Genomic DNA, 21,944 nt, shown 5'->3' with positions numbered 1-21,944 from the left:
GTTTCAGCAGCTCAGGAGCGCGATCGGAGCCTCGCGGAGCGTGACAACTACCCCGCCGTGGCGCCCACAGTGCGGGCGAGGTCGTCGGCGAGGTCACCGCGCGGCATGACCTCGACGTCGTCCAGACCCAACCAGGCCGCCATCGACGAGAGCTCGGCAGCGAGTTCCGCCGCCGTCTCCGGCGGCGCCCACGGCTCGCGGTGCGCCGCCAGCACCACGAGGACCCCGCGGGCACGGTCGGCCTTGAGGTCGACGCGGGCGACCAGCGAGTCACCCAGGAGGAAGGGCAGCACGTAGTAGCCGTGCACGCGCTGCGCGGCGGGCGTGTAAACCTCCAGCCGCAACCGCACCCCGAACAGCTCCTCGGTGCGCGGCCTGAAGAAGACGAGGGAGTCGAACGGCGAGAGCAGCGCCCGCGCCGCAACACGACGCGGCCGCGGCGCGTCGATCCAGCGGTACGCGGGGCGGTTCCAGCCCTGGACGGTGACCGGTACCAGCGACCCGCCCTCCACGAGCTCCGCGATCGCACGGCGGCTGGGCTCCGGTTTGAGGCGGAAGTAGTCGCGCAGCGCCGGCTCGTCGGCCACGCCGAGCGCCCGTGCGGAGATCTCGACGAGCCCGCGCACGGCATCCGCCTCGTCGGGGTCCGGCGCTGACGCCACCTCGGGCGGGAGCACGCGCTCGGTAAGGTCGTAACGGCGCTCGAACGCCGTCGTCCGCCCGGCAGCGGTCAACTCACCGGTGAAGAAGAGATGTTCGCAAGCGCGCTTCACGGCGCTCCAGTTCCAGCCCCAGTGGTCGCGGGCACGCGGCGCGTCGTGAGCGAGGGCCACCTCGAGTTCCCGCGCCGTCATGGGGCCGGCCGCGGCCACCTCGGCGCGCACCGCGTCGACGATCCCAGGGTGCTCGACGACGACGCTCCGCACACTCCCCCAGGCGTCGGAGGCTGCTCGCGCCATCCGCCACCGCAGCAGACGGTGCGTGGCCGGGGGCACGAAACTCGCCTCGTGCGCCCAGTACTCCACGAGGCGGCGGGGTCGCTGCTCGGCGGCACGGCGCAAGAGGTCGACGTCGTACGGGCCGAGCCTGCTGAACAGCGGCAACGTGTGACTGCGGGCGAGCACCTGGATGCTGTCGATCTGGAGCAGTCCGACGGCGTCGACCACGCGCTGTAGGTGGCGCACAGTGAGCACGGACACCGGGCGCGGCGCCGCAAGCCCCTGCGCGGCGATCGCGGTGCGACGCGCCTGGGCCGCCGTCCATCGCTCCGCGGGGGCAGGGAGGAGGTGCACGGGTGTCTCGACCGCCATCCGCGCAGCCTGTCAGCCACCACCGACAGGCGGCGCTGACCGAGCCGCTGCCTCGTCAGACTGCGGCTCCAGACCGGTGGCGGTCAGGCGACTTAGATCATCCGCTGATTGACCGCATACAGGGCAGCTTCGACCCGCGAGTGCAACTGCAGCTTCTCGAGGATGTTGCGCACGTGGTTCTTGACGGTGTTCTCGCTGATGAAGAGCTCAGTGGCGATCTCACGGTTGCCCATGCCGCGCGCGACAAGACCGAGCACCTGCACCTCGCGGTCGGTCAGGCGCGGCACCGGAAGCGACGGGCGAGCCTCGCTGGCGCGCGACAGCGCGGCGAACTCCGACAGCAGGGCACCCGCCATCGAGGGACTGATGAGGGACTGCCCACCCATGACGGCACGCAGGCCGTCGGCGATGTCCTCACCGGGGACGTCCTTGAGCAGGTACCCGTTGGCACCGGCGCGAACCGCCTCGAACAGGTCGGCCTCTTCGTCACTCACCGTCAACATGATGATCTTGGTGGTGGGGGCTACGGCCTTGATGGCCGTGCACGCCTCCGTGCCCGACCGGCGCGGCATGCGCAGGTCCATGAGCACGATGTCGGGCAGCAGCGCGCGGGCCTTGGTGATGGCCTCCATGCCGTCACCGGCTTCCCCCACGATGTCGATGTCGTCCTCGATGTCGAGGACCATCTCCAGGCCGCGTCGGTACAGGGCGTGGTCGTCTGCCATGAGGACCCGGATCGTGTCACCCGGCACATAGGCGGAGCGGACGTCGACAACCTCTCCCGTCCTGCCGCCGCCACTGTCAACGTCCTTGCCCGACCCCGTCACCCGTCGTCCCCCGCTCACGACCGACCGCTACCGTCGACACGCCCACCGCCGGGGTCACCGACCTTCAGGCCGCCACCGCACCCCCCAGCACGGCGCACTGCCCCCAGCATCGTGCCAGCCGCAGCCGCACCACCTGAACGACTCGCCGACATCCGGGGCAGAACTAGCCGAAACCCGTCGGATCCGGGCGTACGAGGCGCGGGCGCCGCAGGCACGACCGGCAGCCAGCAGGCCCGGCGGGGGCGTGCGCCCTCGCCGGGCCTGCCGGTGGCTGAGACTCAACAGCTCAACGGCTCAACGACTGCCGGCCCCCACGGGCTCACGGCGCTCGGCGGACGTGCCGTCCTGCTGGGCGTCCGAGACCGTGCCGTCGTCAGCCGCTTCCCCCTCGCCGGCCAGACGCAGGACGCCGTAGCTCCACCCGCGGCGCCGGTAGACGACGCTCGGGCGGCCGGTGTCGGCGTCGACGAACAGGTAGAAGTCGTGCCCGACCAGCTCCATCTGCTCCAGGGCGGCCTCGAGCGTCATCGGCGTGGCCGGGTGCACCTTGTCGCGGATGACGACGGGCGACTCCCCCAGCACCCACTCGCCGTCCCCGACCTGCTGTGCGTCGCCGCGGTGCACGTGGTCGTCCGGGGTCGGTGGCGGCTCCTCGGTGACCACCGGGGCTGCGGGGGCAGCGGCGGTCAGGGGAGCGAGCACGGCCTCGGGCACGGGCAGCGCGGGCTCGGCGCTCCCCCGTGCGTGGTTACCCCCGTGCGCCTGCTTGTGGACCTTCTTGCGGTCGCTGGCTCGTCGGAGGCGTTCCATGAGCTTCGTGGTGGCCATGTCGAGCGCCGCGTAGGCGTCGGAGGCGCACGCCTCGGCCCGGACGACCGGCCCGGGCCCTCGCAGCGTCAGTTCGATGCGCTCGCATCGTTCCGACTGCCGCTTGTTCGCCTCGTGGCTGACGGCGACCTCGATGCGCTGCACCTTGGGTGCGAGCTGCTCGACCTTCGCCAGCTTCTCGTCCAGGTGACGGCGGAACCGTCCGGGCACCTCCGTGTGCCGAGCGGTGACCACGATCTCCACGATGTCTCTCCTCCGATGCTGCAGGGGGACGGATGGCGGAACCCCGGGCGCGGCACCCCTCGCAGGGGTGCGCGGCGAACGTCGGGGCACCGGCGGTGCTCACGCCGCGCTGGCGCGAACGCATCAGGCGCTCGGCACGGCGCTCAGGACGACGGCGACCACCCCCTCACGATCTCGGCGGGGGCACCCAGCGCTCGTCTCCACACCGGCGTGGAGGGCGATCGGGCTGCCATGGATCGACGTTAGTCGGCGCCTCCACCCATGACCAGACCCGGGTCCCCTTCGTCACTCGCAACGCCGCCGCCACGCCGTTGCGCGGCCGCCACGACGGCCGCGGCGACCGCCGGGCAGGCGTGCTCGCGCAGCACGCGGGCGGCCTCGGCGAGGGTGGCGCCGGTGGTGACAACGTCGTCGACGAGGACGACGACTCGCCCCTCCAGGCGCGGGCCGGCAGGGCCGACCTCGAGGGCGCGCCGGAGGTTTCCGGCCCGGCCCGAGGCGTCCAGGCCCGACTGGTCACGCACACGCCGCGCCGGGCGCAGCACCGGTGCGGCGACCACCGGGAGTCCCTGGAGCCGAAGCCCCCGTGCGGCAGCCGCGGCGAGATCGGCGACAGCGTCCCGGCCGCGCCGCGCCACGGCGGCGCGCCGCGAGGGCACCGGTACCAGCAGTACCGATGCCGGACGCCCGGGCCCGCTCGCCTCCCGCGACAGGGACGACGCGGGAGCCAGCAGCTCCGGCACGAGGTGCTCGGTCTGCTCCAGCGCCGCCAGCACGGAGGAGGCGAGAGCGGGCCCCAGCCAGCGGCTCAGGTCGGTCCGGTCGCGGTCCTTCCACGCCACCACCGCCCGCTGCACCGCCCCCTCGTAGGCGGTGGCCGCCCAGGTGGGCGGCGCGCCCCGAACCGTGGTGCCCGCGAGCGCCGCAGGCAGGCCGCCACCTCGGACGGCGGTGGCGCAGGTGCGGCAGAGCACCTCGTCGAGGGCACCGCAGCCGCCGCAGGCCACTGGCCACACCGCTCCGGCGAGGGCTCTCAGGGGTCCTGGTGGGCGGCGCGGCCGCCCGGATGGCTCGAGGGGGCCCACGCAGCGCATGTCCGGCAGCGTGCCCGCGGGCGCACGCGACGGGCGCCGTCGTCCTGCGCCTGTGGACGGCGGGCAACGTCACCGCGGTGGCCCACAGGTCTGTGGATCGAGTTGTGGATGGAGCTGTGGATGGTGTGCTGGACCGGCCGCGGGGACGTGGCCATCAGCTGGCCATCAGCTGGGGTAGGCGGGGTCGAAGGCCGGTGCCTGCAGAATCAGCTCCAGCCACCGCGAGCCCTCCCGCGGCCAGATGCTCCCGTTAGCGCCGCCGACCACGATGGACTGACGTCCCGCACCGCCGGCGATGGTCGCGGCGCCGGCCTCGGCGGGCGGCCCACCGAGGTAAGTCGCGCGCCCTCCCTCGAGGAGCCACACCGTAGGAACGGCACCGCTGACGGCCTCGCCGGCCGTCTGGCTGGCGCTGGCGGCCTGGGCGCTGTCCGCTGCGACGGTGCCGAGCACCGCCACGCTCGTCGGCCCGACCCAGACGGCGCCCGCGACGCCGACGAGCCAGGGCGTGGGCGGGGCGGTGTCGGCGGAGAGCGCCACGGGGGTCCCGTCTCCGGCGCGGGCGATGCCCGCGACGTCGACACGGACGGCGTCGGGCTGTCCCCCCTGGCCCGTGGACGTCACGAGCATCCGGGCCCCGTCGGGCGCGGCGCGCATCGCGATCACCCGCCGCCCGGCGAGCCACGGGGCGCTCACCTCGGTGGGCGCCCCGGCGGCGGAGACGGCCAGCACGGTGCCTCCCGAGGCGGCGGGAGTGGTCCAGACCCATCCCAGGGGATCGATCGACGGCGGGGTGAGGTCGGCCCCCAGCGGCACGGCGGCGGGCTGCTGGGCCACCTGCCCGTCGAGGGGTGCCGGCTCGAGGCGTTGCAGAGCGGTACGCCCCCCGACGAGGACGACGACGACGTCGCCCCGTACCGCGGGCGAACTGGCCCCGGGCACCACGGGCAGGCCCTCGAGGGGCATGAGCTGCGCTCCGACGAGGCGGCACACCCTGTCCTGCGAGACGACGACGGGCATCTCGTCGTCCGCGACGGCCGGGAGGGACTGGGGCGCGACGTCCGTCAGCTCACCGCCGTCGAGGGTGAGGTCGACCTGGGTGATCCCCAGCCCGGCGGCCAGCAGCGTGGCGCTGGTCTGCTGCTGGAGCTGGCGCAGCAGCGCCGACCGTTGCCGCTGCAGGCTGCTGGGCAGGTCGACGGTCGCGACGCCGCGGCTGACGCTGACGCTGTTGTCCGGCAGCGCGGTGCCGGTGGGGGCCCCGCTGACCACCGCACGCGCGAGCCACTCGGGCGGCCCGTCGAGCACCTGCTCCACCAGCGCGGTGGCGGTGGCGGGGCGGTCGAGGAGCCAGCGCGGGTCGGGCACGAGCACGTCGGCAGCGCGGGCGACGAACATCACCGACCGCTCCGTGAAGACACGCGAGAAGCGGGACTCGTCGAGCATGAGCAGGTCGGGAGCGTCGTCGATGCGCCACTGCCCCTGCTCCCTGACCAGGGTCATGACGACGTCGCGGCGCTGTCCGACGGCGGCGGGGCGGTAACGGCCGGTGTCGTCCACCTCGGCGGTGACCGGCGTCCCGACCGCCACGGTCACCTGCTCCTCCTGCTCGCCGGGCTGCGCCGACGGCTGACCCTGCTGAACCACCTGCAGGGCCCCCGCAGGGTGGACGACCGTGAGCGCCGTGGGACGCCAGCTGGCCCGGCGTGGGTCGCTGAGGAAGGCACGGGCGGCCCCGAACTCGTCGTCGACCCCCACCCCCGCGAGGAGGAATCCGCGCACCACGTCCTCGGGGGTCGCGCCGGGGACTGGCCCCACCGGGTCGACGCGGTATCCCGGTTCCTCGTCCGGCTCGACCACACCGCCGCTGCGGACGGGCCCCGAGGTCGGGATGCGCGCGCACCCGGAGAGCGCCGCTCCCAGCCCACCTGCGAGTGCCACGAGGACGACCCGGCGGCGGGGACCCGCGGCCCGCGGACCCTCAGGCACCGTTCACCTCAAACACCGTTCACCTCAAACACCGTTCACCGCGGTGATCTGCAGCAGGGGCCGCAGGGCGAGCGGTGATCCGGCACCCAGCTGGGCCTCGCGGTCGCGGGGCAGCGTCAGGAGGAAGGTCGCCCCCTGGCCGGGGCGCCCGGAGACCTCCAACCGCCCACCGTGCAGCAGCGCGTCCTCGCGGGAGATCGCCAGTCCCAACCCCGTACCGCCGGTGGTGCGCGCACGGGCCAGGTCGGCTCGCCAGAACCTGTCGAAGACGCGGGCGGCGTCTGTAGGGCTCAGCCCGACGCCGTGGTCACGCACCCGGACGGCGACGGCGACGGCGTCGACGGCGACGTCGATCTCCACGGGTTGCCCCTCGCCGTGCTCGATGGCGTTGACGACGAGGTTGCGGAGGATCCTCTCGACGCGGCGACGGTCGACCTCGGCCGTGCACCCGCCCGCGCCGTCGTCGTCAGCGGTCAGGGCGGGGTGCACCCTGACGACCAGGTCGCTGCCGCGCCGCTCCGCCAGGGGCGCTGCGGCCTCGACGACGCGGCGCACGAGCAGGGCGACGTCGACGCGCTCCGCGTCGAGCGCGGCAGCACCGGCGTCGTACCTGCTGATCTCCAGGAGGTCGGCCAGCAGGTCCTCGAACCGGTCCAGCTGGGTGTACAGCAGCTCCGCGGAGCGCGACACCGCCGGGGGGAAGTCCTCGCGGGCATCGTGGATCACCTCCCCCGCCATGCGGATGGTGGTGAGCGGCGTCCGCAGCTCGTGAGAGACGTCGGAGACGAAGCGCTGTTGCAGCGTGCCGAGCTGCTCCAGCTCGGTGATCTGCTGCTCCAGGCTCGCCGCCATCGCGTTGAAGGACGCCGCGAGGCGGGCGAGGTCGTCCTCGCCCTTGACCTCCATCCGGTCGCCCAGGTGCCCATCCCCCATCCGCGAAGCGACCGCAGCCGCGGCGCGCACCGGCTGCACCACCTGGTGGACGACGGCGGCGGTGACCCCCCCGACGAGCATGACCAGGACGAACGCCCCGACGAGCAGGGTGCGCTGCACCGCGTCGAGGGTTGCTTGCTCGCGCGAGAGGTCGAAGAGGAAGTACAGCTCGTAGTCGCCCGAGATGGGCACCTTGACGAGCGAGCCGACAGCGAGCCAGGGCCGCACGCGGCCTTCGGCGTCGATGACGCTGATCGACTGGTACTGCTGCGTCGTCCCGTTCCTGCGGACCGCCGCCCTGAGGGCGTCGGGCACGGTGGACGGCCCGTCGGTCGCGCTGGACAGCGCCGTGCCGATCGACACGCTCGGATCCGTGCGCGGCAGTTGCAGCAGCAGCACCGTGCGGTCTCGGTCGAGGCCGACGCCCTCCAGCTGGCCCAGCAGTGTCTGCGCCTGCAGCTGCACCTCGTAGGTGTTGGAAGCCGTGAACTGGTCGAAGCGGGTCTGCGCGTCGAGCGCGCCCCGACGGGCCTCGGTCAGCGCCTGGTCGCGGCGGCTGTCGAAGAGCTGGTCGCTGATGCGGCCGGCGAGGTAGGCCCCCGCGACCGCGACCGCCAGCAGCGACAGCAACGTGGTGGTGGCGACCACCCGCAGCTGCAGCGAGCGGCGCCACCGCTGACGCGGGCCCGGCCCCGACGTCAGCCTCGCCAGACGGACCCTCAGCCGAGTGGTCAGCCGGGACGGCCACCGCCGCGTCGGCTCAGCGGGGGGAAGCACCTGGAGCCCCGTCAGGGCGGGCCGGCCTTGTAGCCGACGCCGCGCACGGTGAGCACCACCTCGGGGTGCTCGGGGTCTGCCTCGACCTTGGAGCGAAGCCGCTGCACGTGGACGTTGACCAGGCGGGTGTCGGCGGCGTGCCGGTAGCCCCAGACCTGCTCCAGCAGCGTCTCGCGGCTGAACACCTGCCAGGGGCGCCGCGCGAGCGCGAGCAGGAGGTCGAACTCCAGCGGGGTGAGGTTGACCGGCTCCTCGCCGCGGTGCACGGCGTGCCCGGCGACGTCGATGGTCACCGGACCGATCCGCAGCACCTCCTGCTCGGGGGTGTCGTTGCGGCGCAGCCGGGCGCGCACCCGCGCCACGAGCTCCTTCGGCTTGAACGGCTTGGCGACGTAGTCGTCAGCACCGGACTCCAGCCCCGCCACGACGTCGAGGCTGTCCGTGCGCGCCGTGAGCATGACGATCGGCACTCCCGACTCCGCGCGGATGCGCCGGCACACTTCGATGCCGTCGATGCCTGGGAGCATGAGGTCGAGCAGCACGAGGTCGGGTCGGGACTCCCGGAACGCCGCGACGGCGCCGCCGCCGGTGGCGCAGAACGAGACCTCCAGCCCCTCGGCCCCGAGCACGATGCCGATCATCTCCGCGAGCGCGGTGTCGTCGTCCACGACGAGGACGCGTCCCTTCACCCCACCAGTCTGCCCGACCACCCCGCGTGCACCCGGGTGGCTGCGGCGTCACCGCACCCGGACGGCGTCAGCGGGATGCCACGATGGGACGCATGAGTGAGTCCCCCGGCTGGACGGCGCCCGGTGCCGGGGGTCAGCAGCCCCCGCCGCCTCCGCCGCCACTGCCGTCGGCGCCCCAGCAGCCCGTCAGCGGTTGGGGACAGCCCGCGCCGGTGCCCGGCGGTGGCTCGTGGGCGGCTCCGGCTCCACGACCGGGGATCATCCCGCTGCGTCCGCTGTCGCTCGGTGAGCTGTGGGACGGCGCCTTCCGCGCGGTGAGGTCGAACCCGAAGCCGCTGCTGGGCGGCTCGGCCGCCGTCGTCGTCACCATCGTGCTCGTGCAGTCGGTGGTGCAGGGGCTGACAGCGGGAGAGCTGTTCTCCTCCTTGGCGGACCCCACGGCGCCCACGGACCAGGTGCTCGACTCCTTCGGCTCCTCGCTTCCGGGATTTCTCGGTGGCCTGCTGCTCAGCGTGGTGCTGTCGCTTGTGGCCACGGCCGCCCTCAGCGGCCTGGTCACCGTCTCGGTGAGCACAGCCGTGCTGGGACGCCGCACCCCCGGCGGTGAGCTGTGGCGCCGCGTGCGCGAGCGCTTCTGGTCCCTCGTCGGCGTCTCCCTGGTCTTCTCCCTGGTGCCGGGGCTCGCTGTCGCCGCACTGGTGGCGCCAGGCCTCGTGCTGCTTACCGTCAGTCTGATCAACGGCGACGGCGCGACCGTCGGCGTCCTCCTGACACTGCTGGGTTCGCTCGGCGCCGTCGTGCTGGGGCTGTGGCTGACCGTTCGCCTGCTGCTGGCTCCCTGCGCGCTCGTGCTCGAGGGCCAGGGCGTCGGCGGGGCGATCAAGCGCTCCTGGGCCCTGTCGCGGCGGGGTTTCTGGCGGCTCCTCGGCATCTGGTTGCTCACCGCCGTCTGCATCGGCGTCGTCGCCAGCATCGTGCTGGCGCCGTTCAACCTCATCGCCACCGTGGTCGGCGCCGTCGTCGGGATCGGCAGCCCGCTGTACTTTCCCATCACCCTGGCGATCACGGGCGTCGGCAGCGCGCTCGTCTACACGGTGGTCTACCCGCTGCAGTCGGCGGTGACGGCGCTGCTCTACGTCGACCAGAGGATGCGCCAGGAGGGCCTGGACGTCGAGCTCGCCCGCTCCGCGGCGCAGTGATCCCGCTGCTCGCCGGGGCACCGCTGGCGCCCAGCGCCGACGAGGCGCGCCGCGCCGCCGAGCGCGAGCTCGCCAAGCAGGTGTACCGCGACGCCGAGCCCGGCCTGCTCCAGCGCGCGTGGGATGCCCTCCTCGACGCCCTCTCCCGCATCCAGGGGCCCTCCGGCGGCGGGGTGCTGCAGGCGGTCGTGGTGGCGCTGCTCGTGCTGGCCGTCGTCGTGGTCGTGGCCCTGCTCGTGCGCCGCACCGGCGCAGCCGCCCGTCGCGCCACCTCCGACGACGGAGCCGGTCTCACCGGCCCCGTCGATGCGGCCTCCCTGCGCCGCGACGCGCAGCGCGCCGCCCAGGAGGAGCGGTGGGACGACGCCGTCGTCATCGGCTTCCGGGCGCTCGTGCGCGCCCTGCAGGAGCGAGACCTCGTGGGCGCCGCCCCCGGCCTGACCGCCGCCGAAGCGGCCCGGGAAGCCGGGCGGTCGCTCCCGGGACTGGCGGACCGGCTCACCGGAGCCGCCGTCCTGTTCGACGGGGTGCTCTACGGAGGGCGGCGGGCGGACCGCGAGGACGCCGCCACGATCGCCTCCCTCGACGCCACCGCGACCTCGACCCGCCCGGCGCCCCGTGACGCCGCGACGACCGCCCCGTGACCCCTGCCGTCAGCATGACCGCCCCCGAGATGTCCACCGCCCGCCGGCGGTTGCTCGTCGCCGTGCTCGTCGTGCTGCTCGTCGGGGTGCCCGTGGTGGCGGGCCTGTTCGGCACCCGCTCCAGCGGACGCGCGCTCGATCCCGACAACCCCGCGCCGGACGGAGCCCGCGCGCTGGCGGCGCTGCTCACAGAGGACGGCGTGCCGGTGGAGCGCGTCACCACCGCCGCGCGGGCCGCCGACGCACTCGACTCCGGCAGCGGCTCCAACAGCGGGTCCGGCGGACGGGCGACGCTCGTGGTCACCGACCCGCAGCTGCTGGACCCGACGCTGCTGTCCGACCTCGTCGGACGCGCGGGAGCCGTCGTGCTGCTGGGGGCTTCGCCCGAGGCGCTGGAGGCCACCGGCGCCGGGCTGAAGGTGGACGACGACGGCAGCGGGAACGCCACCGCGACCACGAGCACCACCACCATCACGACGACGGCGGCGACGACGACGACGAGCGCGCGGGTGCGGTCTGCCGCGTCCGAGGACGCCTCCCCCTCTGGCGACGAGCCGGTGCCCGCCCGCTGTGACGACGCCGCGGCGGCCGCGGCGGGCACCGTCGCCAGCCCGGACGACATCAGCGGCGCCGCCGCCTACGACCCCGGCGCTGAACCGCTGGCCGCCTCCGGCTCTGGCTCTGGCTCTGGCTCTGGCTCTGGCTCTGGCTCTGGCTCTGGCTCTGGTACAGCTGGCGGGGCGGTGTGCTTCGGCGGCCTCTACGGCGTCGGCGAGTCGCCGAGCGGAGTGCCCGTGCGGGTGCTCGCACAGCCGGCGCTGGTCTCCAACGAACTGCTCGACGTCGAAGGCGACGCCGCCCTCGGGTTGCGCGCGGCCGGCTCCCAGCCCCGCGTGGTGTGGCTGATGGCCTCCTACCTCGACGCGGCACCGGACACCGCGCCCTCCCCCGCGCAGCTGCTGCCCGGGTGGGTGGTGCCCCTAGCGATACAGCTCGGCCTCGTCGCCGTGGCCGCGGTGGTGTGGCGGGCGCGGCGGTTCGGGGCGCTCGTCGTCGAGCCGCTGCCCGTGGTGGTGCGCTCGGTGGAGACCGCCCGCGGACGCGCCGCCCTGTACCGCGCCTCCCGCGACCCGGCCGCCGCCGGCGATGCCCTGCGCGCCGGCCTCCGCTGGCGTCTGCAGCAGCGCCTGGGGCTCCCGCCGGGCACGGAGGCGTCGGTGCTTGCCGCGGGAACGGCCCACGCCCTGCGCGCCAGCGGATCGCACGCCACCGCCGACCGCTGGACCGCCCCCGCCGTGGAGCGACTGCTGGCCGGTCCCCCACCCACTGACGACGCGCAGCTGGCCACGCTGCTGCGCGCCCTCGACGACCTCGACGCCGCACTCGGCGACCACCGCGGCGCACCGCTCCGCCCGGCAGCGAGCCCGCCGTTGAGCCAGCAGACCAGCCAGCAGACACTGGAGGCCCACCCGTGACCGACTCCCCCGCCGAGCAGACGCCCCAGGGCTCGGACGAGCGCGCCCGAGCGGCGCTCGCCGCCGTCCGCGCCGAGGTCGGCAAGGCCGTCGTGGGCCAGGAGGGCGTGGTGACCGGCGTCGTCGTCGCCCTGCTGTGCGGCGGCCACGTGCTCCTGGAGGGCGTGCCCGGCACTGCCAAGACCCTGCTGGTCAGGGCGCTGTCGGCGTCGCTGTCGATGAACAGCAAGCGCGTGCAGTTCACGCCCGACCTCATGCCCGGTGACGTCACCGGGTCCCTCGTCTTCGACGCGCGCGCCGGGGAGTTCACCTTCCGCCCCGGGCCGGTGTTCACTCAGCTGCTGCTGGCTGACGAGATCAACCGCACGCCGCCGAAGACACAGGCGTCGCTGCTGGAGGCGATGGAGGAGCGTCAGGTCACCGTCGACGGCGTCGCGCACCGGCTGCCGGAGCCGTTCCTCGTGGCCGCCACGCAGAACCCCGTCGAGCAGGAGGGCACCTACCCGCTGCCGGAGGCGCAGCTCGACAGGTTCCTGCTGAAGCTCGTGGTGCCATTGCCGCCGCGCGACACCGAGGTGGAGGTGCTGGCCCGGCACGCCGCGGGGTTCGACCCGCGCGACCTGGCCGCCGCGGGCGTGCGGGCCGTCGCCGGTCCCGACGACCTGGCCGCGGCGCGTGCGGCCGTCGCGCGGGTGCATGTGGCTCGCGAGGTGGTGGAGTACGTCGTCGACGTGGCCCGGGCCACCCGCACGGCGCCGTCGCTGCGCCTGGGTGCCTCGCCCCGCGGGGCCACCGCGCTGCTGGCCGCCGCGCGTGCCTGGGCGTGGCTCACGGGTCGCGACTACGTGGTGCCGGACGACGTCAAGGCGTTCAGCCTGCCCGTGCTGCGCCACCGCGTGCAGCTGCGCCCGGAGGCCGAGCTGGACGGCGCCAGCGTCGACGCGGTGCTCGAGAGCGTGCTGGCCGGCGTCCCGGTCCCCCGGTGATCGGCGCGGTGAGGGCCCTGCCGTGGTGCTGACCGGCCGGTGGGTGCTGCTGGTGGCGCTGGGTGTGCTGCCGGCGGCGCTCGTGCCCGCCCTGGTGGATCCGGCCGCTGCCCCGGACGGTGCGGGCGGCTGGCTGCGCTGGGCGGGCGTGCTGGGCTGGGCCGCTGTCGTCGTCCTGCTCACCGTGCTCGACCTGCTGCTGGCGGGCTCGCCGCGGTCGCTGACCGTGCGGCGCGAGGAACCTGGCTCGGTGCGCCTCGGGGAGCGGACCGCCGTGCCGCTCGTGGTGGAGAGCACCGGAGGGCGCCGGGTGCGCGGAGCGCTGCGTGACGCGTGGGGGCCGTCGGCGGGCGTCGTCGTCCCCGATCGAGGCAGGCACCGGCTCGACGTGCCCCCCGGGGAGCGGCGCCAGCTGGTGACCGAGCTGGAGCCGCGACGTCGCGGAGACCGTGAGGTGGCGTCCGTGGTGGTGAGGTCGCTCGGGCCGCTGGGGATCGCGGGGCGGCAGCGGACGCTGCCCGCGCCGGGGCGGGTGCGGGTGCTGCCGCCGTTCACCTCGCGGCGGCACCTGCCCGCGGCGCTGGAGCGGCTGCGGCAGCTGGACGGATCGGCCAGCGTGCAGGTGCGCGGACAGGGCACGGAGTTCGACAGCCTGCGGGAGTGGGTGGACGGCGACGACGCCCGCTCGCTCGACTGGCGCGCCACCGCGCGCCGCGGCTCGCTGGTGGTGCGGACGTGGCGGCCCGAGCGCGACCGGCGGGTGCTCGTGGTGCTCGACACCTCCCGGACGGCGGCGGCGCGCATCGGTGACGCCCCGCGGCTGGACGCCGCCATGGACGCGGCGCTGCTGCTGGCGGCGGTCGCGGCGACGGCGGGTGACCGGGTGGACCTACTCGCCGCCGACAGGGTGGTGCGCGCCTCCGTGTCCGGGCAGCGGCCGCCGGCGCTCATGCCGGCGCTCGTGCAGGCCATGGCGCCGCTGGAGCCGGCGCTGGTGGAGTCGGACTGGCCGGCGCTGGTCGCCCAGGTGCGACGACGGATGCCGCACCGCGGGCTGCTCGTGCTGCTCACGCCGCTGGAGCCCGCCGCGGAGGCGGGGCTGCTGCCGGTGCTCGCCACGCTCACGGAGCTGCACACCGTGGTGGTGGCGTCGGTGGCCGACCCGGCGCTGGATGCGATGGCCGCCGAGCGTGGCGTTTCCGGTGTCAGCGCCACCGACGCGTACACGGCGGCCGCCGCGGAGCGGACCCGCCTGGAGCGCGCGGCGCTGACGGCGCTCGTACGGCGCACCGGCGCAGTGGTGGTCGACGCCGACCCCGAACGGCTACCGCCTGCGCTCACCGATGCGTATCTCTCGCTCAAGGCCGCCGGACGCCTGTGAGCCGGTCCGCGGAGTAGCTCAGCCGGCGATGGGCTGCACGGCTTCGCGCTGCTCCTCGCGGATGTCGCCGGTCTCACCGCGACGGGTGGCGCGGCGCCCGAGCACCCCGCCGTAGACGAGGAAGGCCGCCAGCGCGAGAGCGCCAATGCCGATGCGCGCCCACGTCGGCAGACCGCTGGGTGTGACGAAGCCCTCGACGAGGCCCGACAGCGCCAGCACCACCACCAAGCCCAGCGCCACCGTCACGAGGGCGCGGCCCTCCTCGGCGAGTGCTTGTGACCGGGGCCGGGGGCCGGGGTCGACCAGCGCCCAGAACAGCTTCAGCCCCGCGCCGGCGGCCACGAACACCGAGGTCAGCTCCAGCAGGCCGTGCGGGATGATCAGCCCGAAGAACAGCGGCCCCTGCCCGTAGCTGATCATGAGGCCGGCGGCCTGGCCGATGCCCACGGCGTTCTGGAACAGCACGATCGGCACCCAGATGCCACTGACACCGAAGATCACGCACTGCGCCGCGATCCACGCGTTGTTGGTCCATACGCGCGCCGAGAACGCCGCCGCCGGGTCAGCCGAGTAGTACCCGGCGAAGTCGGACTCGACGTACTGGCGCAGCTGCTCGTCGGTGCCGAGGGACGCGAGGACGGCGGGGTCGCGCACGATCCACACCGCCGTCGCGGTGCCCACGAGCACCGTGAAGGCCGCCGCGCCCGCCGTCCACCAGCGCACCCGCCACAGCGCGGCGGGGAAGGACGTCGTGACGAAGCGGGCCAGGTCGCGCCAGGCGGGCTCGCGCGCCCCCGCGAGGCGGGTGCGGGCGCGGGCCACGAGGCGGGACAGGTGCGCGACGACGGCGGGGTCGGCACCGGAGGACCGCACCTGCGACAGGTGCGTCGCAGCGCGCTGGTACAGCAGCACCAACCGGTCGGCCTGGGCACCGGTCAGGTGCCGGCGCCGCAGCAGCTGCTCCAGCTCGTCCCACTCGTCGGAGTGCACGGCCGCGAAGGCCTCGGCGTCCACCCGCCCAGTGTGCCGTGCCGGCGACCCGTCAGACTGCCGGTGGGATCGCACTCGGGAGGGGCCTCACGTGGCGGAGCACGACGACGACCTGCTCGCGCTGCCCCCGGCGCTCGTCACGGGCGAAGCGGTGGAGCTGGAGGTCCGCACCGCCGGTCTGCTCTCGCGGGTGCTCGCACTCGCGCTCGACGTCGCCATCCAACTGGCAGCGTTCGTCGGCGGGATCATCGTCGTGACGGTCGCGACCGACGGCGCCGACGAGGCGACCCTGGCCGCCACCGCCGTGGCCCTCTCGGTGCTCGTGCTCGTCGTCCTGCCACTGACGTGGGAGACCCTCAGCCGCGGCCGCTCCCCCGGCAAGGCCGCCGCAGGGTTGCGCGTGGTCCGTGACGACGGCGGCCCCATCCGAGCCCGCCAGGCGCTGGTGCGCGCGCTGGCGGGGGTGGGCGAGCTGTGGATCGCGGGCGGGTCGGTGGCCGCGATCGCGTCGCTGGCGTCCCCTCGCGGCAAGCGCGTCGGTGACCACCTCGCTGGCACCGTGGTGGTGCGCGACAGGGTCGCGCGCCCCCGACCGACACCGCTGCCGCAGGCGCCCGAGCTGGCGGCCTGGGCGCGCAGCGCAGACGTCGGCATGCTGCCGGGGCGCCTCGCGGTGGCGGCGCGCACCGCCCTGTCGCGCGCCGAGAGCCTGCACCCGTCCTCGCGGGAGCGGGTGCTGGGGGCGCTCGCGGCGGAGGTCTCCGCGCTGGTCGCTCCCCCGCCGCCGCCCGGCACACCGCCCGAGCGGCTGCTGGCTGCGGTGCTCGCGGAACGGCGCGACCGCGACACGGCCCGTGCGCTGCGCGAGCGCGCCCGCCGGGACGCCCTGCACGACCAGGCGCGCCGTCTCACCGGCCTCTGAGAGACCCCCTCGGCAGGACCCACCTCCGCCGTCGTCGTCCCCCTCTCTTCCCGCACTTTCCGCGGAAAGTGCGGGAAGAGAGGGGGCGGGGACGACGACGGGCCGCCCCCTCGAGGTGAGGGGACGGCCCGCCGGGAGCGCGTCAGCCGGCCAGCGGCTGATCAGCGGCTCAGTACTTGTAGTGGTCCGGCTTGTACGGGCCGGCCACGTCGACGCCGAGGTACTCGGCCTGCGACTTCGTCAGCTCGGTGAGCTTCGCGCCAAGAGCGTCGAGGTGCAGACGTGCGACCTCCTCGTCCAGGTGCTTGGGCAGCAGGTGCACGGCCGTCGGGTACTCCTCGGGCTTGGTGAACAGCTCGATCTGGGCGATCGTCTGGTCCGAGAACGAGTTCGACATGACGAACGACGGGTGCCCGGTCGCGTTGCCGAGGTTCAGCAGACGACCCTCGGACAGGATGATGATCGAGTGGCCGTCGGGGAAGGTCCACTCGTGCACCTGCGGCTTGATCTCGGTGCGCTTCACGCCCGGGATGCGTGCGAGGCCAGCCATGTCGATCTCGTTGTCGAAGTGGCCGATATTCCCGACGATCGCCTTGTCACGCAGCCCCGCGAGGTGCTCGGCGGTCACCACGTCCTTGCAGCCCGTCGTCGTGATGACGATGTGGGCGTCGGCGAGGACGTCCTCCAGGCGCACCACCTGGTAGCCGTCCATGGCGGCCTGCAGCGCGCAGATCGGGTCAACCTCGGTGACGAGCACGCGGGCCCCCTGCCCGCGCAGCGCCTCCGCGGAGCCCTTGCCGACGTCGCCATAGCCGCAGACGACAGCGGTCTTGCCGCCGATGAGCACGTCGGTGGCGCGGTTGATGCCGTCGATGAGCGAGTGACGGCAGCCGTAGGTGTTGTCGAACTTGCTCTTGGTGACGGCGTCGTTGACGTTCATCGCCGGGAAGAGCAGCGTGCCGGCGCGCTGCATCTCGTAGAGGCGGTGCACGCCGGTGGTGGTCTCCTCGGTGACGCCGCGGATGCCGGGCGCCATGCGCGTGAAGCGCGAGCCGTCAGCAGCCAGGGAGCGGCGCAGCACCTCGAGGATGATGCGGTACTCCTCGTTGTCGTCCTCGGTGGGCTGCGGCACCGCGCCAGCCGCCTCGAACTCGACACCCTTGTGGACGAGCAGGGTGGCGTCGCCGCCGTCGTCGAGGATCATGTTGGGGCCGTCGTGACCCTCCCACTGGAAGATCGCGTCGGTGCAGTCCCAGTACTCCTCGAGGGTCTCGCCCTTCCAAGCGAACACCGGCACGCCCTTCGGGTCGGCCGGCGTTCCCTCGACACCGACGACGACGGCGGCCGCGGCCTCGTCCTGCGTCGAGAAGATGTTGCAGCTGGCCCAGCGGACCTCGGCGCCGAGCGCCACGAGGGTCTCGATGAGGACGGCCGTCTGGACGGTCATGTGGATGGAGCCGGCGATCCGGGCGCCGGCCAGCGGCTGAGACGCGGTGTAGCGCTCGCGGAGGGCCATGAGGCCCGGCATCTCGTGCTCGGCGAGGCGGATCTGGTGGCGGCCGGACTCTGCCAGGGAGAGGTCGCGGACGCGGTGCTGCACTGCCATCAGGGGGTCTCCAGAGGGTAGGCGAGGAACGGACGCTGCAGCGCCGCAAAGGGGGCAGCATCCGTCGATGACCTGCCGGCGCAGCCCCTCTGGGCCTCGGTCAGCACCGACGCCGAGCACACCCATCGTAACCGCGCCCACCCGGACGGCCGATCCCGAACACGAGAGCCGGGACAGGCGAGCGCAGGTCGTCCCTCTCCTCAGGGACGGCGCTCACGCTCAAGCCGGGGCGCTGGTGGCCGATGACGACGGGACGGTTCAGCAGAGAGCCGACAGGCAGCAGAGCAGCAGCCGCAGAGCAGGAGCACCGATGCCCTCCGCCCTCCGCTTCTTCACCGACAGGTCCCTCACGGTCAAGATGGGCACCTCCCTGGCGCTGCTGGGTGTGGTGAGCACGGGCCTGACGGTGCTCGCCGTCGCAAAGCTGCACTCCTTGGCCGAGGGCGAGCAGCATCTGTACGCCGAGGCCGTGGTGCCGATGAGCAAGCTCAACGACCTGCAGCGCTCCTACCAGGGCGACCGCGCCCGCTACGCCTCGTATGACTCCCTGGACGCGGCCGCTCGCGCCGATCTGGTCACGGAGCTCGCCGAGCGGAAGGACAAGATCGACGGGCAGCTGAAGGGGTTCGAGACGTACGCCTCGAGCCCGGCTGCCTATACGAAGCTGTCCAAGGACCTGGGCACCTACTACGTCGTGGCCACCCAGCAGCTGGTGCCCGCTGCCACGAACGGCCAACCCGGTGCCGCGTCAGCAGTGATCACCGGTCCGCTCCAGGCCGCCGTCGACGCCGTCATGGACGACATCCAGGCGGAGGCCGACCACAACCGTGACGTCGCCGGCACCATCGCCGGTGCCGGCTCCGCCGATGCCATGGCCGCGGAGCGGACGCTGTGGGCGGCACTGGTCGCGGGCATCCTCGTCGCGGGGGCCATCGCGCTGCTCGTGGTGCGACGCATGGTGCGGGCGCTCGCGTCCGTGCGCACCGCCACCGACGCGCTCGCCGCCGGTGACCTCACCGTGGTGCCTCGAGTGCACGACCGTGACGAGCTCGGCGACGTGTCGCGCTCGCTGGCCTCCGCCCTGGAGTCGCTGCGGGGTGTCATGGCGTCTGTCGTGAGTTCGGCCGACCAGGTCGCCGCAGCCTCCTCGGAACTGGCCTCGAGCACGTCGCGCATCACCGACGCCGCCGGGCAGACGAGCACTCAGTCGGGTCAGGTTGCCCGTACCGCCCACGAGGTCTCCGCGAGCGTGCAGACCGTCGCCGCAGGCGCCGACGAGATGGGCTCGGCGATCCGCGAGATCGCTCGCTCCACGTCGGAGGCGACGCGGGTGGCCTCCGACGCGGTCAGCGCCGCCGAGGCTGCCTCTGGCACGGTGACCCAGCTGGCGGCGTCCAGCCGGGAGATTGGGGACGTCGTCAAGGTCATCACCTCCATCGCCGAGCAGACCAACCTGCTGGCGTTGAACGCCACCATCGAAGCGGCTCGTGCCGGGGAGCTCGGCAAGGGCTTCGCGGTGGTCGCCGGGGAGGTCAAGGACCTGGCCCGCGAGACCGCCCGCGCCACCGAGGACATCGCCCGGCGTGTGGAGACCATCCAGACCGACTCCGCCGGCGCGGCCACCGCGATCTCTCAGATCACCGACGTCATCTCGCAGATCTCCACCTTCCAGACCACCATCGCCTCGGCGGTGGAGGAACAGTCGGCGACGACGCAGGAGATGTCCCGCTCGGTGGGCGAGGCCGCGGACGGCGCGCAGCAGATCGCGGCCACCATCGGCGGGGTCACCTCTGCGGCGGACACCACGAGCACGTCGGTGTCTGCGGCGAGCAGCTCCATCGAGGGCCTTGCGGCGATGGCGACGGCGCTGCGCGCCCAGGTGGCACTGTTCCGCTACTGACGCCCGGAATCGCCTAGTCAACCTCGACGGCGTGGACCTCGAGACCATCGATTCCTCGGAAGTCGTCCGGATGTGCGGTGTACACCGGGACGTCATTCGCCAACGCGACGGCGGCAATGAGCGCATCGAAGCTACGTGCGGACACCTTGCGACCGCTGCGCCGCAATGAACCGGCGACTCGACCGAACGCCCTAGCTGCCGCCGCGTCGAAGGGCACCGCGTCGAACATCGACTCAGCGAGCTGAACGTGGGCCAGCCTGGCCTCGCGCTCCCGGTCAGTGCGGGCAACGAGCGGACCCACGGACAGTTCGGCGAGCGTGATCGTGCTGATCAGCGACTCGTCAGGCAGCACTTCCGCAGACAGCTTGCCGAGGTCGACTACCGCGGAGGTGTCCAGCAGTCCCCGCGGCGAGGTCACCACGACGGGTCGACGACAGCGTCGAGGTCACGCCGCAGCTCGTCGGCGTCCACCGACGGCAGGAGGCGCCATGCAGCGACGAGCTCGGCGGCGGGCACGGCACGCTTGCGCAGCGGACGCAGCTCAGCGACCTCCGCGCCGTCGCGGGTGATCGTCATGCTGGCGCCGCGAGCGACGCGGTCGAGCACGTCACCTTCTCCACGCCCTCACGGCATCACCGGTGAGACGCTGGATCCAGGATCAGCGCAGGGAGTCGCGCAGGTCAGCGACGTGCGGGCTGGAACCCGGGTCGGTGCCCGACCCCAGCGCCAGGTAGGTGGCGGCAAAGTCGGTCCTGGCGATGAGCAGCCCCAACCGCTGCAGCGGCGTCTCGCCGTCCACGGACACCTGCGAGACGCGCACCCCGGCGCGCTCGGCAATGCTGACGACGGCGGAGCTGGCCGGGGCCTCGTGCTCGCGCAGCAGCATGAGCCGCAGCTTGGGCCCGCCGGGTCCGTCGAGGAACGGGTCTGCAAACACGTCGTCCGGGGTGGTCGCGAACGGACCGCCGAAGGTGGCGACGACGTCGCCGGCGTCGTCCGGGAGCGTCCCGGCGAGGGCCGGCACGCGCGCTGAGCGAGCCAGCACGGTGGCGGCGCGGCGCGCGGCCACGGCAGAGACGGGACCGTCGCCGAGCACCACGGGCACGGAGCCGTCGAGCTCGACCGCGAGGGTCTTGGCGGGGTTGACGAAGGTGTCGGAGGAGGGGCGGTTCTCGCGGGCCTCCTCGTCGAGAGCGTCAGCGAGCGCTGTCAGCTCGGACGGGCCCGCGCTGAGCAGCCCGAGCCGGTCGAAGGCCAGCAGCACCGGCGTCAGCAACGACCACAGCGCGGTGCGGGTGGTGGGGACTGCGACGGCGTCACGCCCCGGCGACGGGGTCTCCACGTGCAGGCCACGCACCTGCTGGCTCACGCGGGCCAGGGCGGAGCCCTCGCGGGAGACAGTGAGCACGCGCGCCCCTCGTCGTCCTGCTTCGGCAACGACGGGGATCGCCGGGCTCTGGGAGCCGGACAGAGACACCGACACGACCATGTCCAGCGGGCCGACCCATCCGGGCAGCACGTCGCCGGTGCGGGAGATGATCGGCACCGGCGAGGCTGCCCCGGCGAGCGCCGTCACCGCGTCGGCCACGACCTCCGAGCCGCCACGGGCAGCGACGAGCACCGCGCGAGGCCGGTCGGACGGGTCGAGCTTGGCAATGCCCGATTCGAGGGCGTGGTCGGTCGCGCGGCGCACCTGAGCACCGGCGCCAGCCAGTGCGCGGAGCACACCGAGCGGGTCACCGGCCTCGAGGCCGGCCGGGTCGTCGAGGAGGGCTTCGTCGATCATCGCGCCATCACGCCCCCATCATGCTGCGCGCCGTCCCCTCGGGTCCGCCTGGACACCACTGCGCACCGACATACCTTCGACCCATGAGGACGACGATCGATCTGCCGGACGACGTCCACCGCGCAGCAAGAGCAGTGGCACGGGACGCGGGGACGACGCTGAGCGAAGCGGTGATCCAGCTGCTGCGCAGTGCACTCGGCGCCCCCGGCCCCGTGAGCATCAGCACCGACCGCCGCACAGGCCTGCCCCTGATCTCCGCGGGGCGCTCAATGAGCCTTTGCCACTAGCGCGTCTGCGGTGACGCTGCGTGACCTCGGGTTGCGGGTCGAGGATGGAACTCCGGAGGATGGATCGGTCCGCTCAAA

The 21,944-nt window shown here is 73.8% G+C and carries 19 protein-coding genes; 7 read left to right on the top strand and 12 right to left on the bottom strand.

Annotated elements, in window-relative coordinates; genetic code table 11:
* Positions 1–47 precede the first annotated feature (47 nt).
* From BXY45_RS05560 to mtrA, 7 genes are all read right to left on the bottom strand, one after another.
* Positions 48–1,310, bottom strand: coding sequence for a winged helix-turn-helix domain-containing protein (locus BXY45_RS05560; RefSeq protein ID WP_109773340.1), 1,263 nt, complete (start codon positions 1,308–1,310; stop codon positions 48–50).
* 92 nt (positions 1,311–1,402) lie between these two features.
* Positions 1,403–2,137: a response regulator gene (locus BXY45_RS05555; protein WP_425468307.1), complete on the bottom strand. Its 735-nt coding sequence runs from the start codon at positions 2,135–2,137 to the stop codon at positions 1,403–1,405.
* Between the two features lie 294 nt (positions 2,138–2,431).
* The gene (gene hpf, locus BXY45_RS05550; RefSeq protein WP_109773339.1) at positions 2,432–3,208 is read right to left on the bottom strand and encodes a ribosome hibernation-promoting factor, HPF/YfiA family; all 777 of its coding nucleotides are present in this window, start codon (positions 3,206–3,208) and stop codon (positions 2,432–2,434) included.
* Positions 3,209–3,450: 242 nt separating this feature from the next.
* Complete coding sequence (locus BXY45_RS05545) at positions 3,451–4,182, bottom strand: ComF family protein (protein WP_146211093.1); 732 nt, start codon at positions 4,180–4,182, stop codon at positions 3,451–3,453.
* 285 nt (positions 4,183–4,467) lie between these two features.
* Complete coding sequence (locus tag BXY45_RS05540) at positions 4,468–6,291, bottom strand: LpqB family beta-propeller domain-containing protein (protein ID WP_109773337.1); 1,824 nt, start codon at positions 6,289–6,291, stop codon at positions 4,468–4,470.
* Between the two features lie 24 nt (positions 6,292–6,315).
* Complete coding sequence (gene mtrB, locus BXY45_RS05535) at positions 6,316–8,001, bottom strand: MtrAB system histidine kinase MtrB (protein ID WP_211319253.1); 1,686 nt, start codon at positions 7,999–8,001, stop codon at positions 6,316–6,318.
* 11 nt (positions 8,002–8,012) lie between these two features.
* Positions 8,013–8,690 (bottom strand): MtrAB system response regulator MtrA, encoded by a 678-nt coding sequence (gene mtrA / locus BXY45_RS05530; protein ID WP_109773335.1) that lies wholly within the window; start codon positions 8,688–8,690, stop codon positions 8,013–8,015.
* Between the two features lie 92 nt (positions 8,691–8,782).
* Here mtrA and BXY45_RS05525 point away from each other — a divergent pair, with 92 nt between their 5' ends.
* The 5 genes from BXY45_RS05525 to BXY45_RS05505 are packed head-to-tail and all read left to right on the top strand — an operon-like array spanning position 8,783 to position 14,375.
* A complete protein-coding gene (locus BXY45_RS05525) occupies positions 8,783–9,889 on the top strand; it encodes a DUF7847 domain-containing protein (protein ID WP_170131327.1) in 1,107 nt (368 codons plus the stop codon).
* A complete protein-coding gene (locus BXY45_RS05520; protein ID WP_109773333.1) occupies positions 9,886–10,533 on the top strand; it encodes a DUF4129 domain-containing protein in 648 nt (215 codons plus the stop codon). The genes BXY45_RS05525 and BXY45_RS05520 overlap by 4 nt, the downstream gene beginning before the upstream one ends.
* Positions 10,530–12,008, top strand: a complete 1,479-nt coding sequence (locus BXY45_RS05515) for a DUF4350 domain-containing protein (protein ID WP_109773332.1) — start codon at positions 10,530–10,532, stop codon at positions 12,006–12,008. Before BXY45_RS05520 ends, BXY45_RS05515 begins: the two co-directional genes overlap by 4 nt.
* A complete protein-coding gene (locus BXY45_RS05510; protein WP_109773331.1) occupies positions 12,005–12,994 on the top strand; it encodes an AAA family ATPase in 990 nt (329 codons plus the stop codon). The genes BXY45_RS05515 and BXY45_RS05510 overlap by 4 nt, the downstream gene beginning before the upstream one ends.
* A gap of 22 nt (positions 12,995–13,016) precedes the next feature.
* Entirely contained in the window at positions 13,017–14,375 is a 1,359-nt protein-coding gene (locus BXY45_RS05505; RefSeq protein WP_109773330.1) for a DUF58 domain-containing protein, read from the top strand.
* Positions 14,376–14,393: 18 nt separating this feature from the next.
* Here BXY45_RS05505 and BXY45_RS05500 read toward each other — a convergent pair whose 3' ends face one another.
* Entirely contained in the window at positions 14,394–15,389 is a 996-nt protein-coding gene (locus tag BXY45_RS05500; protein ID WP_109773329.1) for a stage II sporulation protein M, read from the bottom strand.
* 67 nt (positions 15,390–15,456) lie between these two features.
* Between BXY45_RS05500 and BXY45_RS05495 the strand changes: the two genes are divergently transcribed.
* Positions 15,457–16,287: an RDD family protein gene (locus tag BXY45_RS05495; RefSeq protein ID WP_211319252.1), complete on the top strand. Its 831-nt coding sequence runs from the start codon at positions 15,457–15,459 to the stop codon at positions 16,285–16,287.
* A gap of 169 nt (positions 16,288–16,456) precedes the next feature.
* On the opposite strand, the gene ahcY is transcribed toward BXY45_RS05495, so the two are convergent.
* Positions 16,457–17,893, bottom strand: coding sequence for an adenosylhomocysteinase (ahcY, locus tag BXY45_RS05490; RefSeq protein WP_109773328.1), 1,437 nt, complete (start codon positions 17,891–17,893; stop codon positions 16,457–16,459).
* Positions 17,894–18,203: 310 nt separating this feature from the next.
* Here ahcY and BXY45_RS05485 point away from each other — a divergent pair, with 310 nt between their 5' ends.
* On the top strand, positions 18,204–19,793 hold the full coding sequence (locus BXY45_RS05485) for a methyl-accepting chemotaxis protein (RefSeq protein WP_109773327.1): 1,590 nt from the start codon (positions 18,204–18,206) through the stop codon (positions 19,791–19,793).
* Positions 19,794–19,806: 13 nt separating this feature from the next.
* Here the strand turns inward: BXY45_RS05485 and BXY45_RS05480 are convergent, their stop codons facing one another.
* The 3 genes from BXY45_RS05480 to BXY45_RS05470 are packed head-to-tail and all read right to left on the bottom strand — an operon-like array spanning position 19,807 to position 21,579.
* Complete coding sequence (locus BXY45_RS05480; RefSeq protein ID WP_342799513.1) at positions 19,807–20,211, bottom strand: type II toxin-antitoxin system VapC family toxin; 405 nt, start codon at positions 20,209–20,211, stop codon at positions 19,807–19,809.
* The gene (locus tag BXY45_RS05475; RefSeq protein WP_172601926.1) at positions 20,208–20,399 is read right to left on the bottom strand and encodes a type II toxin-antitoxin system prevent-host-death family antitoxin; all 192 of its coding nucleotides are present in this window, start codon (positions 20,397–20,399) and stop codon (positions 20,208–20,210) included. The genes BXY45_RS05480 and BXY45_RS05475 overlap by 4 nt, the downstream gene beginning before the upstream one ends.
* Positions 20,400–20,451: 52 nt before the next feature.
* Entirely contained in the window at positions 20,452–21,579 is a 1,128-nt protein-coding gene (locus BXY45_RS05470) for an SIS domain-containing protein (protein WP_109773325.1), read from the bottom strand.
* Positions 21,580–21,944: the final 365 nt, after the last annotated feature.

Origin of the sequence: Quadrisphaera granulorum (assembly GCF_003149145.1) — a bacterium.
Classification (GTDB): Bacteria; Actinomycetota; Actinomycetes; order Actinomycetales; family Quadrisphaeraceae; genus Quadrisphaera; species Quadrisphaera granulorum.
Note: the sequence above shows the minus strand (reverse complement) of the source record. Positions and strands in the feature narration are given on the sequence as shown.

Coding starts and splice junctions, on each gene's coding strand:
- BXY45_RS05560 (WP_109773340.1), bottom strand. CDS start 1,310: ATGGCGGTCGAGACACCCGTGCACCTCCTCCCTGCCCCCGCGGAGCGA.
- BXY45_RS05525 (WP_170131327.1), top strand. CDS start 8,783: ATGAGTGAGTCCCCCGGCTGGACGGCGCCCGGTGCCGGGGGTCAGCAG.
- ahcY (WP_109773328.1), bottom strand. CDS start 17,893: ATGGCAGTGCAGCACCGCGTCCGCGACCTCTCCCTGGCAGAGTCCGGC.
- BXY45_RS05485 (WP_109773327.1), top strand. CDS start 18,204: ATGCCCTCCGCCCTCCGCTTCTTCACCGACAGGTCCCTCACGGTCAAG.
- BXY45_RS05470 (WP_109773325.1), bottom strand. CDS start 21,579: ATGATCGACGAAGCCCTCCTCGACGACCCGGCCGGCCTCGAGGCCGGT.